The 17,231-nt window shown below is 46.4% G+C and carries 8 protein-coding genes; all 8 read right to left on the bottom strand.

The window, feature by feature from the left end:
* Positions 1–42: 42 nt before the first annotated feature.
* Positions 43–2,556, bottom strand: a complete 2,514-nt coding sequence (locus OEU88_RS08650) for an ABC transporter permease (RefSeq protein ID WP_262694756.1) — start codon at positions 2,554–2,556, stop codon at positions 43–45.
* An 80-nt stretch (positions 2,557–2,636) separates the two neighbouring features.
* Entirely contained in the window at positions 2,637–5,057 is a 2,421-nt protein-coding gene (locus OEU88_RS08645) for an ABC transporter permease (protein WP_262694755.1), read from the bottom strand.
* Positions 5,058–5,148: 91 nt separating this feature from the next.
* Complete coding sequence (locus OEU88_RS08640) at positions 5,149–7,566, bottom strand: ABC transporter permease (RefSeq protein WP_262694754.1); 2,418 nt, start codon at positions 7,564–7,566, stop codon at positions 5,149–5,151.
* A gap of 23 nt (positions 7,567–7,589) precedes the next feature.
* Entirely contained in the window at positions 7,590–10,022 is a 2,433-nt protein-coding gene (locus OEU88_RS08635) for an ABC transporter permease (protein WP_262694753.1), read from the bottom strand.
* Between the two features lie 34 nt (positions 10,023–10,056).
* Positions 10,057–12,483 (bottom strand): ABC transporter permease, encoded by a 2,427-nt coding sequence (locus OEU88_RS08630; RefSeq protein WP_262694752.1) that lies wholly within the window; start codon positions 12,481–12,483, stop codon positions 10,057–10,059.
* A 42-nt stretch (positions 12,484–12,525) separates the two neighbouring features.
* Positions 12,526–14,991 (bottom strand): ABC transporter permease, encoded by a 2,466-nt coding sequence (locus OEU88_RS08625; RefSeq protein WP_262694751.1) that lies wholly within the window; start codon positions 14,989–14,991, stop codon positions 12,526–12,528.
* A gap of 30 nt (positions 14,992–15,021) precedes the next feature.
* The gene (locus tag OEU88_RS08620; protein WP_262694750.1) at positions 15,022–15,705 is read right to left on the bottom strand and encodes an ABC transporter ATP-binding protein; all 684 of its coding nucleotides are present in this window, start codon (positions 15,703–15,705) and stop codon (positions 15,022–15,024) included.
* 118 nt (positions 15,706–15,823) lie between these two features.
* A complete protein-coding gene (locus OEU88_RS08615) occupies positions 15,824–17,164 on the bottom strand; it encodes an efflux RND transporter periplasmic adaptor subunit (RefSeq protein WP_262694749.1) in 1,341 nt (446 codons plus the stop codon).
* Positions 17,165–17,231: the final 67 nt, after the last annotated feature.

The raw sequence follows: 17,231 nt of genomic DNA, 5'->3' as shown, positions 1-17,231 counted from the left end.
ATAGCTGATCATTTGGTAAACACAATCTGGTCTCGTGCTGCCCTATTCGTAGCGCAGCGCAGCTATCGGGTTGGTTTGCGCAACCCTGTAAGCACGGCTGGCAACAGTCATCCATGCTATCAACATCGCAACCGCACCCGAGATAACGGCTACTGTAAGTATGTAACTGTCACCCAAACTATAGGTGAAACCATCCAACCAATCTGACATGAAGTACCAAGCCAGTGGCCAGGCGATCAGGTTAGCAATCAACACCGGACGTGAGAATTGCCACACTAACAATTGCACGACATCACGCACCGTTGCACCGAGAACTTTACGGATGCCAATTTCTTTTGTTCGCTGCTCTGCAGTGAAAGAGGCCAAACCATACAAACCAAGACAGGCAACAACAATAGCCAGGATAGAAAATGCAGCAAACAGCTCAGCCTGACTGTTTTCCTGATCGTATTGAGCAGCCAACATTTCTGAAACATACTCATACGATAGAGGTGTCAAAGGCATCTGATCTCGCCATATGCGTTCAACATTTGTCGTCAAATCACTGACATTCTCCGCGTCATAACTTACCGATGCAACACTGAAAGAACGCGGAAACACCCAGTATGCCGTTGGGCGTACGCCAAATTTAATAGACCGGAAATAAACATCAGGCACAACGCCGACAATCGTTAAATCATAATTGCCTGCGCGAAAAATAGAGGCTTTCACAGTTTTGCCAATAGCTTCTTCCGGGTTACTTACACCGAGTGCACGAATAGCAGACTCGTTTAGAATAACACTGGCTTCACCTACGCGCTCTTCTTCATCCGGAATAACCGAAACCTCATCTGTACCAAAGCTTTGATCAAATGTCCGCCCAGCCAAAGGCTTGATGTTATACGCTTCAAGAAAACCATAGCCTACAGAATGGTAGTTAATCGTAACACCTCCACTATCAGCAGCAGCACTAGGATCACCTCCTATAAGTGTAAAACCTGTATTATTTTCACGGTCCTGACTCGGCACTTCAGATGACAACACGACACTGGAAACACCCGGTACTCGCTCAAGGCTTTGACGCAAAGTCTCCGCTTGCTCGCTTGTTTGCATATTCTGGACACTAGTAATGGCAAGCTTATTGTCATAATTGTATCCTACATCCAAAGAACGCGCATACACGGTTTGTCCGTAGACAACCGCTGTACAAATCACCAAACCAATTGATATGGCAAACTGGGAAACAACCAACGCTGATCTGAACCCTGCCTGAGAACTGGACCCTGAAGACTTGTTAGATCGCAAAATACGTGCTGGCATATAGCCTGACAAGTAAATCGCCGGGTAACTGCCTGATATCAATCCGGTTAAAACTGCTGCACCAACAAGAGAGGCCAGTAACGAAATATCCGTTGCCAGGTTTAACTCAAGCGTCGCCCCGATTGCTTCATTGTATACAGGCAAGGCCATTTCGACACCAACAATCGCAAGTAATAAAGCACACACTGCAATCATTAATGCTTCACCTAGAAACTGAAGCGCCACCTGTAAGCGCGTTGCTCCCATTACCTTACGAAGCGCCACTTCGCGCGAGCGGTTAACAGCTTTGGCTGTCGATAAATTCATAAAGTTAATTGAAGCAATGATCAGCACCAACAAAGCAACACTGGCAAAAGTCATCACCATTGTTCGGTCGCCCATAGGGGTGATATCACCTAAGTTGCCAGCATCTGCACGTGCATCCAAATGAATATCACGCAATGGCATAATGTTCGGTTTTATAAAGTCACTAGGCTTGCCCGTAATTTGCGGATTATCCTTAAAAATACTTTCATTATCCAACCACGTATAAACACGCTCTTTCATCTGTTCAGTTGTAACGCCCTCACGAAGCTTGAAATATGTATAAACATTTACACTCGTCCAAGTTTCAAGAATATTGGGAGATGCGATGAAAATATTGGGGTCCATGTATAAGAGCAGATCAATTGACATATGAGATGCATCAGGGATGTCTTTGATCACACCGTTAATGACCAATGATATCTGCTCACCGCCAAGACAACATGCGGTCAGCGTTTCACCGACAACATCTGTACGACCAAAATACTTGATCGCCATCTCTTCCGAGATAACGAAGTCGCCGGGCTTCACAAAAGCTGTTTCGCCGTTGCCTTGTACAAAAGGCAAATCAAATACGTTAAAAAAACTCGGGTCAGCGAATGTGACGGTTTCAGAAAACGCGACATCGTCTTTAATGATGGTGGTTCCATTGTAAAATAGGCGAACACCATCTTCAACTTCGGCAGTCGCATATCCTTTCAGAGCTTCCATCATACGTCCCGCGGACCGTACCGTTAAAAACGGGACTTGTCCGGGAGGATAAAATGCAGAATGAAGGCGTACAATGCGGTCGCCGTCAGGCATAAATCGATCATAGGTCAGCTCGTCACGCACAAACAACAGAATAAGGATACAACTCATCAATCCAATAGCCAAACCAAGGATATTGATTGCGGTAAACAAACGGTTTTTAAAAATATGCCGCAACGCTGTCAGTAGATAGCTTTTAAACATGTCTTGATCCTATTCCTGTGTTCCTCACACATCGTGTTTTATTATTATTTCTGTACCGAAGTCCCTGCCCTCATGCAGGGTCATTCATGTCTCAATATCTTTGCCGGGTTTGCTATTGCTGTAGCTATTGATTGTACAACAACTGTCACAGCAGAGATCATGATGACGAGAAAGCTAGCAAAAAGGAAAGGCGCAGGCGTAAGCGCAATTCTGTCCACAAATGACTCTAGCCAATCTTGCATTACCACCCATGCGATAGGCCAGGCGACAAGGTTAGCAATCAGTATAGGCTTTGAGAACTGCCACAACAGCAAATTTACAATGTTACTAGTTTTGGCACCCAACACTTTCCTGATAACAATCTCTCTCGACCGTCGTTCTGTAGTTAATGCAGAAAGAGCAAACAAACCTACTGCAGAAATGATGATCATTACGATTGCACTACCTAATAGAAGCCACCCTCTACGGCGCTCAGTCTCATAGTATTCCGTGAATGCTTCTTCAATGAATTGTCCATTCATCGGAATATCCGGAAATTTGTCACGCCAAACATCGTCAATTGCAGACAATGTCTTTTCGATATTATCAAAAGACACTCTCATGATAATGTGACGGTACTCTTCAGGGCCGACCCAATAGAATGATGGCCTGACGTCACTTCGTGCTGAGCCCATCGCTACATCGTTTGCAACACCTATAATGGTAAATTGCCTATTTTCACTGCCATGCAAGATGCGGTTAACAGCATCTTGCGCGGACGCCAAACCAAGTCTTTCAAGAGCAGTCTGGTTGATTACAATAGGCGTCGGCCTACTATCTTCACCGAAAACCACATAATCACTAACTCGGTCAGCTGAAAACAGCCGCCCAGCAAGCGCGGTCATATTCATAGTTTCGAAAAACTCTCGTGACACAGCAATACGCCTAAATTGTACGTTGTCGTCGCCCTCAAGAGATAGCGTGCTGCTATTATAGTACCCATTTCCAGCGGCGACATGACTTGCCGCCACAGCCTCAACACCTTCAATTCTGGCAAAAGAATCGCGAAGAGACCGTTCATTTTCCAGAACAACTGGACGCTGAATACCACTCACTTGAAATATCTGCGTACTATCAAATCCCGGGTCACGTGATTGGGCATACTGTGCTTGTTGAAAAACCACAAAACAAGTACCAAGCAATCCAATAGTGGCTGTGAACTGAGCTACCATCAGAAAGTTTCTAAACCTAACTCCAATACTAGGCTTTATCCCATTTAAATGGTCTACAGGGCGAAACTTGGCCGCTACAAAAGCAGGATACAGCCCACTGGCACAGCCTGAAACAACAACCCCAACACCTATCACTAACAACCACGAAGGGGTATAAAGTGCCTCAGTACTTAGTGAACGATCCATTAAGGTGCCGAAGAATGGCAACATGAACTCGGCGATAACCAGCCCAATCAACAAAGCCAAGACAGTAAGGACCATCGACTCAGTCAATATCTGAATTACAAGTTGCTTTGCATCCGCCCCTAAAGCTTTTCGGATGGTTACTTCACGTACGCGCTTAAGAGCCAGCATTGTGCCCAAATTGGTAACATTCATTACTGCTATCGTCAAAATGAGGAAGGCGACGATAGACGCTGACCATAATCCATTAATGCTGCCACGGGTTCCAGATTTATCTTCTGACTTGAGATGAGCATCTTTAGCTGGTGTAAAAAGAAAATCCATAACCGGGGGTAAATTGCGAGCCTCCTTATCTTTGTAAACCCAGTCCGGAGCAATTCGGCGTGCTAACATATTATAAGCGGAGGTTAATTCGCCTACACTTACACCCTTTGCAATCCGTATATATGTGTAACCTGAAAAAGAACCCCAACTATTTCTCAACCATGGCTGGTCATCAATAATAGGTGACGAATACGGCACAAGAGCCTTCACATCCAAATCTGACGCATTTGGCCAATCCGGCATCACACCAGTAACTTTTAGTGAAAATTCACCGTTAACTTTCAATATTTTACCGAGAGCTTGACCATCCACAAACAAACGCTGTGCATCACTTGCATTTAAGACAATACTTGTTGGGTCATTTAACGCTGTTTCAGAATCGCCCTCCAATAACTCAATACCAAACATTTCAAAAACACTAGGGTCTGTGAGCGTAACACTTTGATCAAAGGCAAAACTCTCGTATGCAAGCGCTGCATGATTTACGACAAGCCTTGTACTTAATTCGACCTCATTTAATTGTTCAGCCATTTGCGGCCCAATAGCGGGCGGCATATTTTCTGAACGACTTGCTGGTGAACCTTCAAAATTCAGGTCGACTTCTGCCCTTAAAACGCGCTCATTCTCGGGAATCCACTGATCATAAGATAGCTCATGATCAACATATAGCAGTATCATAATGCACGCAGACAAACCCACCGCCAAACCACCGATGTTAATCATGTTGTATAAACGGTTTTTTAAAATATGTCGTAACGCGGTTAGTAAGTAACTCTTAAACATATTCAAATCTTCTTCCTGTATTCATCACTCGCCGTTTGTTTTTTATTATTAGTCTCTATTTCACCCTATAGGTGTTGCCCCAAGCGCTGACTTACTCATAGCGCAGTATTTTAGCGGGATTAGTCATCGCCAAGAAAATCACCTGACCTACTATCGTTGCGCCTGCAATCATTAGCACCAGCATTCCTGCACCAATGAAAGGTATCGGCGAAAGCGTAATGCGGTCCGTAAAACTTTGAAGCCAATCCTGCATCAAGAACCAAACGATAGGCCACGCAATCAAGTTTGCGATGATAATTGGCTTGGAGAATTGCCACAAAAGCAAGTTCACGATATTACGCGTGCCAGCTCCCAGTACTTTCCTGATACCTATTTCCTGCGCGCGGCGTTCAGTCGTTAAAGCTGACAGTGCAAATAAGCCTGTTGATGCAATAACAATCATCACAAGCGCGCTACCAAGCAGCAACTGTCCACGCCGACGTGCAGCCGCATAATACTCAGCGAAGGCTTCATCCATAAACTGACGTTGAACTGGAATATCAGGGAATTGCTCGCGCCAAACGTTATCAATAGCAGATAAAGTTGAAGGCAGATCGTAGCCGGAAACCCGCAAAATTACGTGCCTGAATTGCTGTGGGTCCACATAGAAAAAACTGGGTCTGAGTTGCCGCGAAACTGAATCCATTCGCAAATCCTCAATCACACCAATTATCGGCAAAGCGTCACCGTCCATCAAGAGCGTACGCCCCACCGCATCCTGTATGGTATCGATACCGAGTTCGGTAGCAGCTTGACGATTAATGATGACTGACGCTTGCAACGTATCGTCTGAATACACAGCGCGGTCAGATAATCTGTCAGGTGAAAAAACGCGGCCAGCTAAAGGGGCAATGTCCATTGTTTCAAAGAACTCTTCTGAAACAGCAACACGGCGAATGCTAACGCTAGGTCCGTTATCTACAGTTGCCCTGTCAAAATTATTATAGTTATCGCCCGGTGCGATGTGGCTGGCAGCAACAGCTTCCACACCTGGCACGCGGGATAAGGCATCACGTAAAGCTTTTTCTCGCGCCAGCACAATTGGGCGCTCTATACCTGCAATATCAACAAGTTGAGCACTTTCAAACCCTGGGTCTCTGGACTCAGCATATTTTGCCTGCTGAAACACAACAAAACATGTAATCAACAAACCAATTGTTGCAGCAAACTGTGTGATCATCAATACATTGCGGAACCGCACACCCACTGTTGGAGCAATTCCACTCAAATGGTCAATAGGGCGGAACTTGGCAGCCACGAGCGCAGGGTAAAGGCCACTTAATGCACCCACTATTAGAGTAAAGAAAACCAAAGGAAGCAAAACAAGAGGCTGATATAAAGGCGCTGTTGCCAAAGAGCGTTCCATTAAGCTACCAAAAGTTGGTAGCAATAGTTCGACCAAAACAATACCAAGCAGCATGGCGACAGCCGCTAGAATGATAGACTCGATCAATATCTGGAAAACGAGGTTCCGGGAATTAGCTCCCAGTGCTTTTCGGATAGCAACTTCACGCACGCGTTTTAAAGCGAGCATGGTACCAAGGTTTGTTGCATTCATTACAGCAATGCTCAAGATCAAGGCGGCAACCAGACCGGCTGACCACAAAGCTTCAATGCTACCCCGCGAACCATTATTAAATTGCGATTTCAAGTGCGCATCAACTGAAGGCGTAAAGTAAAATTCAAGCGCGGGTGGCAAGCCACGATCAATACGCGATTGATATGCCCAGTCTGGCCCAACACGTGTTGCTAACCCATTCAAGGCATCAGCCATATCTTGCAAGCTAATACCCTCTTTAACACGGACATAAGTGTTGCCTGAAAACGAACCCCAATTTTCCCGCAACCACGGCTGGTCATCAATAATTGGAGAAGAATACGGAACCAACGCTTCAACAGACAAATCTGAAAGAGTAGGCCAATCTGGCATAACGCCAGTTACTTTGAACGTAAACTCGCCGTTTACACGGACTATTTTCCCCAGAGCAGAGCCAGAACCCAATATGCGCAGGGCTTCACTTTCACTTAGAATAATAGCGTCTGGATCATTAAGTGCTGTCTCAACATTACCTTCAATCAAGGTAATGCCAAACATTTCAAAAATTGCCGTGTCTGTCAGTGTTACGCCTAGTTCAAATGCTTTATTATCAGTGGCAATAGCAACCTCTTGCCAAACAAAGCGAGTACATTGCTCTATTTCGCTTAATTGCTCAGTCATGATAGGGCCTATAACGGGCGGAATACTGGCCGTTGTCCCTTCGGGAGCACCTTCAAAACGTGTAATAGCTTCGGCGCGGTAAACACGATCATTCTGGGGAATCCATTGATCGTAGGAAAGCTCATGATCTACGAAGAGCATAATCATTATACATGCAGCCAGCCCTACGGATAAACCGCCGATATTTATAATATTATAAAGACGATTTTTTATAAGGTTTCTCAATGCAACACTGATATAGCTCTTAAACATTTTGCTATCCTCGATCTTTATTTTTATTCGTATCGTAGCGTCTTTGAAGGTTTGATATTTGCCACCAAAAAGGCGTGACCGGCGACCGTGGCCCAGCCAATTACTAGCGCGAGCAGGCCAGTGAGGATGAACGGCATAGCATCGAGGTCGATGCGGTAGGCATAGCCATTCAGCCAGTCGCTAACAAAGTAATAAGCCACCGGCCACGCAATCAGGTTGGCAATAAGAATTGGCTTGGAAAACTGCCACAGCAACAAGCCAACAATGTCTTTCAGGTTTGCGCCTAGCACTTTGCGTAAACCAATTTCTTTAGTACGGCGCTCAACAGTGAACGAAGCAAGACCGTATAAACCGAGGCAAGAAATAATAGTGGCTAACACCGTAAACAACGTAAGCACATCACCTAGCCGCGTATCTGTTTGATACTGACGTTCAACTAAATTTGCCATGTCGCGGTACTGCAACAAGCTATCCGGATATATTTCGCGCCAAGCCTGCGTGATGGCCGTGATGGCTGCATCACGATTAACAGCGTCAACTCGAACGCTCATATCCGACTGACGCACGTAATCAATGTAATAAATTCCAGGTCTGATCACTGCTTTAAGACTATCAAAATGAAAATCCTTTACGACGCCGACAATACGTGCTTCAAAGCTTGTATCTGTTGACAAGTTCACAGACGCAGAGTGTCCAACGGCACTTGTGGGATCATTAAACCCAAGCAAACGCGCACCAGCTGCATTAATTACAATATTGGCGGACTGGTTATAACCAGTTTGGCTATTACGCTTTCTTAGTGTGTCTTGCTCATCTTCTGTGAGATAACGTCCTGCCAACAAGGGAATTTGATAAGCATTAAAAAAGTCAGGGCCTGTCGGCAAGCCATCTAGTGTAACTAAATCGCCGCCGGTCACAGGACGCATTTGCAACCTATCTTCACTGCCTTCCGTCGGCACATCAGAAGAACGCCCAACAGATAGTACAAACGGATTTTCAAGAATTCGGTTTTTAAACGCTTCGGATTTATCGTTATTGGTACCAGACACCACAATCAAGTTTTCTGGATTAAACCCCAAGTCCAACCTACTTGCATATTCGGTTTGCTTATTGACATAGAATGCAATGGTCATCAGAGCGACAGAAATTGAAAACTGCGCCACCACAAGACCCATGCGAAGCATATTGCCGCCAGGGTTCGGTGATGAATTATTGTAGAGAACATCCCGTGGTTTCAGCAACGAAAAATACAGCGAATGTGCGCTGCCTGCACTGAGGCCGACACCGATACCGAGCACAACAAAAAGCAACAGCAAACTTGGCTCGTTCATCAGGCTTAAATCAACAACAACTGAGAGGAACGCGTTGTAGTAAGGTAGGCTCAGCTCAACAATAGTCAGTGCGATGACAAGCGCTAAAACAGCCAGAAAAATAGACTCGCTCAGGAACTGCCGAACGATTTGACCACGTGTTGCTCCAACCACTTTGCGCATGGCAACTTCACGCGCACGGTAAGCAACCCGTGCCATCGAAAGGTTAAGGAAGTTAGCAATTGCAATCGCCAGGATAAGGAAAGCAATGAAGACAAATCCATATAATGTTTGCGCATCACCGGCAGCAGTGTTGCTGTAAAGGTAAATATCTTTAATCGAGACCAGATCCAGTCGCATGCCCCGTTCCGCACCGGTTTCCTGGCCGCCAACGTTCTTAGGCATATGACGGTTAACAAGGTTAGGCAAATCAGCCTGTAAAGCATCTACATCTGTTCCTTCTTGTACACGCACATACATTGCCCAAATAGCAAACCGCCAATCTTCAGTGAACCACCTGGAACCAACCAAATATTCGCGGTTATAGGGCAAAATGACTTCAACAGGCATATGAGTGTCAACGACAGGGTCTTCGATGACGCCCGCAACGCGAAATGGTCTAAATTCACCGCCAATGCGAAATGAAAGTGTTTGATCCAGCGCTGTTTCATCACCAAAGTATTTCTTCGCCACACGTTCGCTAATCACAACATTGTTCAAGTCCAACAAAGCTGTTTCAGGATCACCTTCGATATATTTTTGTCCAAAAAACTTGGTGAAGTTTGCTTCAGCTAGCGCAATAGGCTGATTATAAAGTTCGCCGTCCTTACGCAAGGTAATGCTGAAACTCATGTAGCGTGCGATATCCTCAATCTCTGAATATGTATCTAGAAATATATCCTTAAGCGGATCAACCGTGCTTGATGTTGGCCGGTCTTCTCGAACAGGGAATTCAATCGTGGTTTCAACACGGTAAATATTTTCCCCGTTGGCCCAATGATCATCCCACGCGAATTCATCTCTTACAAACAGCAAAATTATAATGAAGGCAGCTAAGCCGACAGCCAAACCTGCTATATTAATAAACGAGAACAACTTATGGCGAATAAGGTTTCTCAAAGCTGTGTTTAGATAATTTTCAAACATTTGGCTGTCCTGCTTTATTATTTTGCTATTGCGTCTATTCGTAGCGCAGTGCGTTTACAGGGTTTGATCTCGCCACAGTCGCTGCATGCATTGCAACAATGCCCCATGCCGCAAAAACGCCTATCATGCCTGCAATCGCTATAATGCCAACGGGCAAAGCGATCCGGTCCGAGAAGAAATCCAGATACAAATTCATGCCGAGATATGCCGCAGGCAATGCAACAAATAGCGCCCATATAACTGGTTTGGAAAACTGCCAAATTAGCAAACGCACAACCTGTTGTACGCTTGCCCCCATGACGCGGCGAATGCCAATTTCACGCGTACGCTGCTCTGCCATAAAGGCGGCAAGACCAAACAGGCCAATCAGCGCAAGTGAAAGCGCAAGGAAGGCAAACCCGGCAAACGCAATGTTAATGGACCTGTAAATGACATACACGCCTTCAAATGTCTCGCTTAGGAAACGGCTTTGCATCGGATAATCGGGGATTACCCGATCCCACACAGCTTCGATATCTGCAACAGTTTGCTGCACATTCAACGGTTTGAACCGCACCGCAGCAACGCGACGCCCTGTTGCACCCATGAATACGAAGGGTTTGATTTCATTGTGAAAGCCTAGAAAGTTCTGATCTTCAACAACGCCAACGATAGTGAATTGGTATGTTTCGTCACCTTCGTCCGGAATATCATAAAAAGATTGGCCTATAGCTTCCTGCGGTGAACTGAAGCCAAGCTGCTTTGTTGCCAGTTCATTGACAATTATGTTTTGACTTTGCTCTCCATCCCGGAGCATGTCGGAGGCTACGTTACGGGATATATCTCGGCCAGCAAGAAGTGGAACTTCAAGCGTCTGCAAGAAGTCATAATCTATCCAGACACGGTTAATGCGGAAGCTGCCCGGTTCATCGCCGCTGATGCGTGTGGCATCAAAAACGCTGTTGTTTTGCTCGAACGGCACTTGAGACATTACCGAAACATTTTCAACGTTCGGTAGGCGCTTTAACTCAGCCTTCAATGTCTCCATTTTGTCGCTTACGCCGTCAACACCTAAACGTTCCAACACAAGTATTTGTTCGGTAGGATACAAGTTAATTGTGTCGCGTACTTTCTGGTTTTGAAAATACATAACCAACACAGTTGCCAACATAAAAATAGCAATAACAAATTGCACACCAATCATGATGCTGCGCATTGCAGACTTGGCTGCACCCTTTTTGCCACCATCGCGCAAAGCCTGAATAGGTGTCGTGCGCGTAATTAAGTACGCCGGATAACCGCCCGAGACAAGCGCAACACTCAGGACTGTGAATGTCAACCACGGTAGCGCGGCAAGGTGGTCTACTGACAAAACCTTACCAGAGCTTTGATTGAATAACGGTACAATCAGTTCAACACCAACAAGCGCAATGAACATGGCAATCATTGCAATGATAATACTTTCAGTTAAAAACTGGATTAATAGCTGGCGTCGTCCGGCCCCAAGTGTACGCCTTAGGCCAACTTCACGTGCACGACCCATATTTTGAGCCGTGGCAAGGTTAGCGTAATTAACACAAGCAACGACCAAGACCAGAAACGCCAACACATAAATACTTGTGATCACTGGCATGCCAACAGCATCCCAAAAGAATGTGTTAGCCAGAGTGAGCGGTGACAACTCAAGACGCACAACAAGCTCCTTGATGTCTTCTGGATAATGCTGCTGGTAAAGAGCATGCAAACTAGCGTTCAATGTTTCCAGATCATGCCCTTCAGGTGCTAAAATATATGTACGTTCGCCTAGTGACAGATTGTTCCAGTCTTCTGTGTTGTCATAGCCATTGATTTGCTTCAATGCGGTGAAGTTTGCGAGCGAGCTAAATTCCGGCTCTCCAGTTAGTGACGAATTGAAATGCGTATCTGCGGGTAAATCCTCAACAACAGCGCGAACAGTCATTTCGTAACCATGATCAAGCGTCAAAGTTTGACCATTAGGGCTTGCCTCGCCAAACAAACGCTCTGCAGCACTGCGCGTTAAAATGATTGCGGTTGGATCCTGCAAGACAGATGCGTCGCCGTACAGGTACTGAAGATCAAAAATAGCTGTGAAAGCAGGATCGGTAAACCGGATGTCCTGATAAAAGTCATTTCCGCCAATGGAAGCAAGAAATTCACGGCGCTTGACTGTTGCCGATGCCTCCACTTGCGGCATACCGCCCGGAATATATTGGCCGAAGGCAGCATACGTTGAATCTGTACGCTGTATGCCAAACCCCGCTGACGGCGAAATAATCGAATTTACAGTGTAAATTCGATCAAGTTTCGGGAATATGGAATCGTGGTTTTGCTCATAATCTACCAGAACAGAGCCAAACACGAACACGGCCAAGCCTATGGCCAAACCAACGATGTTGATGAAGGCATACAATCTGTTCTTGATGATATTTCTTAGTGCTACTGTTATATAATTTTTAAACACTATTAAGTCCTCACTGTCGTTTTTATTATTTTTATATTTGTATTATTCGTAACGAAGCGCCTCTACCGGTGCCGCACGCGCAGCCGTTAGTGCGTGCCCAGCAACAGTCAAAAGCGCAACAATCAATGCCGCAATGCCTGCCAAAACAAACCACAATGGGTTAGGGCTTACACGGTAAACAAAGTTCTCAAGCCAACCATTCATCAATACAAATGCAAAGGGCCACGCAACGAGCATCGCGACAAATACGGGTTTGGAAAACTGCCACAAGAAAAGCTGGAGGATATCCTTGACGCGCGCGCCCAGCACCTTGCGAATACTGATTTCGCGGCGGCGAGATTGTGCGCTGTATGCTGCAAGGCCGTATTGACCAAACACTGCGATTAAAATGCCCAGCGTGGACAGAACTGTGACAGCCTTTAACTCTTGCGCTTCACTATCATATCGCTGCGCAAGCGTCGCTGCCAAGAAATCGTTGCTGACTGCTTGACCGGACAGCACCTCATTCCAGCCTTCTTCAATAGAGCGGAAAGCAACATCACGCTGGTTAGGGTCAATGCGCACCATCATCACGCTGAAAACACTCGGGTCTGGATAAAAGACCATCGGTTGAATTGCACTTCTAAATGACTTGAAATGAATGTCCGGAACGACGCCTACAACCTCTGCTGTGCGCTCATCACTTGCAGATAGCGTGAACTGTATTTGTTGCCCGATCGCTTCCGAAGGAACACCAAACCCAAGTAACGCCACAGCCCGCTGGTTTATAATAATAGGCATGGAGGACGAAGAGCGTTCGTCATAATCCCACTGAATCCTGTCAATTCCATAGTCTTCGCTGAAAAGTCGACCGGCTAAAGGCTCCATGTCAAGCGCTTCAAAAAAGTCCAGGTCAACAGAGACGCGTCCCATTGTTTGGGCGCTTTCAGGTGCTTCAGCAAACTTACGCACTGTAACCTCTGGCACATAGTCCCATGCAGGCGATGAATTAGAAGCGGAAACCAATTCGATGCCAGGCCGTCCGGAAATTGCTTGATCCAGATTGCGCGTCAAGTTGATGGTTCCTTTTGGACTACGGCCAACGCCGTATAACATAACGACATTGTCGGCATTAAACCCTAGGTCTGCCTGCCGCGCATAGCGAAGCTGGCTCCAAATCACGGCAGCGCCTATCGCCAGACAAATTGACACAGCAAACTGGAACACGACGAGCGTTGACCGAAGACCACTATTACCACGAGCACCGCGGGCGTGGCTCGATAGAACACGGCCCGGTGTCGTACCGCTGATAATGTAAGCGGGATACAATCCAGCCGTCAGCACAACAAACCCCAAAAGGCCAAAAATCCATGCCATGAAACCAAAATCTGTCAGCAACGATAGATCAAGGTTCGTTTGAAGCAGGTCATTTGCAAACTCGTTCGACAATTCGACCAATACGAGCGCTATCAAAAGAGCAACCATTGCCAAAACCACGGCTTCAATCAAAAATTGCGATATAAGCTGTGCCCTGCCAGCCCCCAAGATTTTCCGCATCGACACTTCGCGGGCGCGCTCAATTGATCGAACGGTAGAAAGGTTAATGTGATTAACGCAGGCAATGATCACGATAAGTATGGCGATGGCGCCAAGTACCGTTAGCTTCAATTTATCTGCAGGCGGGCGGATACCAAATGGATATGTCTTGCCGTTCATGTGCAATTCAGACAACGATTGCAGCGATGTGTCTACAATGTCTGCCGCTGTTAAGTTTTCGGGCCAGCGTCCATCAAGCTGGAAGTTTTGGTGCATGGCTCGCTCTACTGCTTGCTCAACATCGGCAAGAGACGCACCCTCTGCAAGAAGCACATAATTGAAAACGAAAAAACCGCGCCAATCATTATCATAGACGGAACGTCGACCAGTGAAGGCAGGCGCATTTTCCGGCGTGATAAGATCAATATCCATATGACTGGTAGCCGGGAAATCTTCAAACACCCCAACAACGGACATGGCTGCAGAATCTAACAAAAATGTTTGGCCAACAGCCTGTTCATCACCGTATAGGCGTTGTGCCATTGAAGTGGAAATGATCGCAGCAGTTGGTTCATTATCAAAAGCTGCATACGTCCCCTGCAACATCGGCAAGTCTATCATCTGCAACCAATTTGTTTCCACGCCCAGTATCTGCAGGTTGAAACTAAATTGATCATCGATCGCCAAAGTAGACCACTGACGCAGTACGCGAGCGGCATCTTCAACACCAGAAACCGAGTTACGCATCACCGCTGACAAAGCACCCGGTGTTTGTGCAGTAATAGTGTCTGTTCGCCCTGGCGCGCTTACCTTCGCATCAACAATGAATATCCGATCAGCATTCGGGATGTGGCTGTCATAGTGCGTTTCTTGCCACACATACAGAAGAGCAGTCATTGCCACAGCCAGCCCAATTGCCAAACCAAGTACCGCAATCACGCCATACAAACCTTGACGCTTTAGAATGCGTAAACCGATTACAAGTTGTTGCATGACACTCTCCTGCCCATCTTTACCGTTGTGTTATCCAGCTTCGCGTAAGTTTTCAGTTACCACTTGGCCGTCAAACAAGTTGATCGTCCGGCGAGCGTAGTCAGCGTGTGCCGGGCTGTGCGTCACCATAACAATAGTGGTACCGTCATCGTTGAGCGCCTGCAGCATTTCCATCACTTCCTGACCATGCGCACTGTCAAGATTACCTGTTGGCTCATCAGCCAGGATCATGGCCTGATCACCAACCACAGCACGCGCAACAGCCACTCGCTGTTGTTGACCACCAGAAAGCTGGCTTGGCATGTGCTTGGCGCGGTGCGCGATACCGACTTTGTCCATCACATGAGCAACACGTTCACGGCGTTCAGCCGTTGGAATATTGTGGTAAAGCAACGCAAGCTCGATGTTCTCTTCCACCGTCAATTCATCAATCAAGTTAAACGACTGAAAGATAAAGCCGATGTTACGCTTACGGATATTGCTGAGCTTTGACTCAGCATAACCTGCTACATTTTCATCCATGAAAATGTAATCGCCGCTAGAAGGACTATCCAGCATCCCGATGATATTGAGCAACGTAGACTTGCCACAACCTGATGGCCCCATGATAGCGACAAACTCGCCGCTACCGATCTCGATATTTACGTTATTGAGAGCTGCCGTTTCCACCTCGTCTGTACGGTAAACTTTCGACAAGTTATGAAGCTTTAGCATACGCTTTTCCTTTCCGCGTTTTATGCCCTTCTTGGTTTTTCTGCGAAGGGTAGTCGTTATTATTATCGTTGTTAGCTGTCATGACCGGGCCTGTACCCGTTCGTTATTTTATCAGTTGTTATTCACCTGAAAGTTTCAAACGATCCATCTCCACGAAGCTGCTGTATGGTGAGGTAACAACCCTTTCCCCCACTTCCAGTCCTTCGATCACTTCAATGAAACGAGAGTTGCGACGACCAAGCCTAACTGTGCGTTTCACAGCTTGTGCACCGTCATCTGTCACTACAAACACCCAGTTACCACCGGTATCCTGATAGAAGGCACCGTTCGGTATAAGCACTGCCTCGGTTGCATCACCCAGCGTTAGCTTGGTCTGCAAAGTTTGCCCGCGACGAATGCCATCTGGCTGTTCTTCTGTGAACACAAGATCCACTTCAAACTGACCATTGGTTACTTGCGGGTAAATTTTAGAAATCTTCATCGCATAAGTTTCACTGCCGCGCTCAAAAGTCGCTTGCTGTTCAAGATCTACGCGCCCCAGATAAAACTCATCAATATTAGCCGACAATTTATACCGGTCCGGATCATCAATCTGCCCTAACCGACCGCCACGTGTAATACTTTGCCCTACTTCAGCGTTAAAGCCGGACAACTTTCCAGCCACAGGTGCGCGTACATTCAACGAGTCCAGATTTTTGCGTGAGTAAGAAAGATTAAGTTCAAGCTGGTCACCTGCTGTTTTCAAGGAAGCCAGCTGTGTTTCCTGCAGGCGCGCATCAGTCGCCTGGCTTTCAAGCGTTACCTCACGACGATTAACAAAGTACTGAAGTTCATCTTCTGTTGCGTCAAGCTGCGCTTGTGAGATGGCCTCAGACGTTATTAATTCGCGTTCACGTGTTGCCTGCCGTGTTAACCTCACAATTTGGTATTCAATATCAATGAGGTTCCGTTTATGTGACAGCCTGTTCTGTTCAAGCTGTAATTCAATGGTCCGCATATTGTTAAGCTGCTCTGTAACCAGTGCTTCATTCCGCGTAACATCAAGCTGCAGCCCTGTATTGGAAAGCACCGCAATCAGCGCGCCAGCCTCAAGTAATGTACCGTCCTCAACCAATACTTCATCAATACGACCGCCCTCAATTGCATCAAGGAAAACAGTATTCAAAGGCGTCACACGCCCCCTGATAGGAATAAAGTCCTCAAATGTACCTGAAACAACCTGGGAAATAACGATACGGCTTTCATTGATTTTGAAACTGCGCCCACCTGAAGCATCGTCAATAAGCGTCCATACAAAACCAGCCAGCACTAGTACACCAATGGCAATTGCTGCCGGTTTCAAGAAAGAGCGCTTCTTCTCAACGCGTCGATCCATGCCAGCACCAGAAACAGGCCGATCCGTACCTGCTGTACCTCCATGCATTGGAATGGGTTTCGATGTTTTTTGTTTTTGTTCCATCTTTTCTAGCTGCCCGCTTTCAATAACATTAATACTCAGCTCAACATCAGCAAACAGCGTGCCACAT

Source organism: Kordiimonas aquimaris (assembly GCF_025574485.1).
Lineage (GTDB): Bacteria > Pseudomonadota > Alphaproteobacteria > Sphingomonadales > Kordiimonadaceae > Kordiimonas > Kordiimonas aquimaris.
Note: the sequence above shows the minus strand (reverse complement) of the source record. Positions and strands in the feature narration are given on the sequence as shown.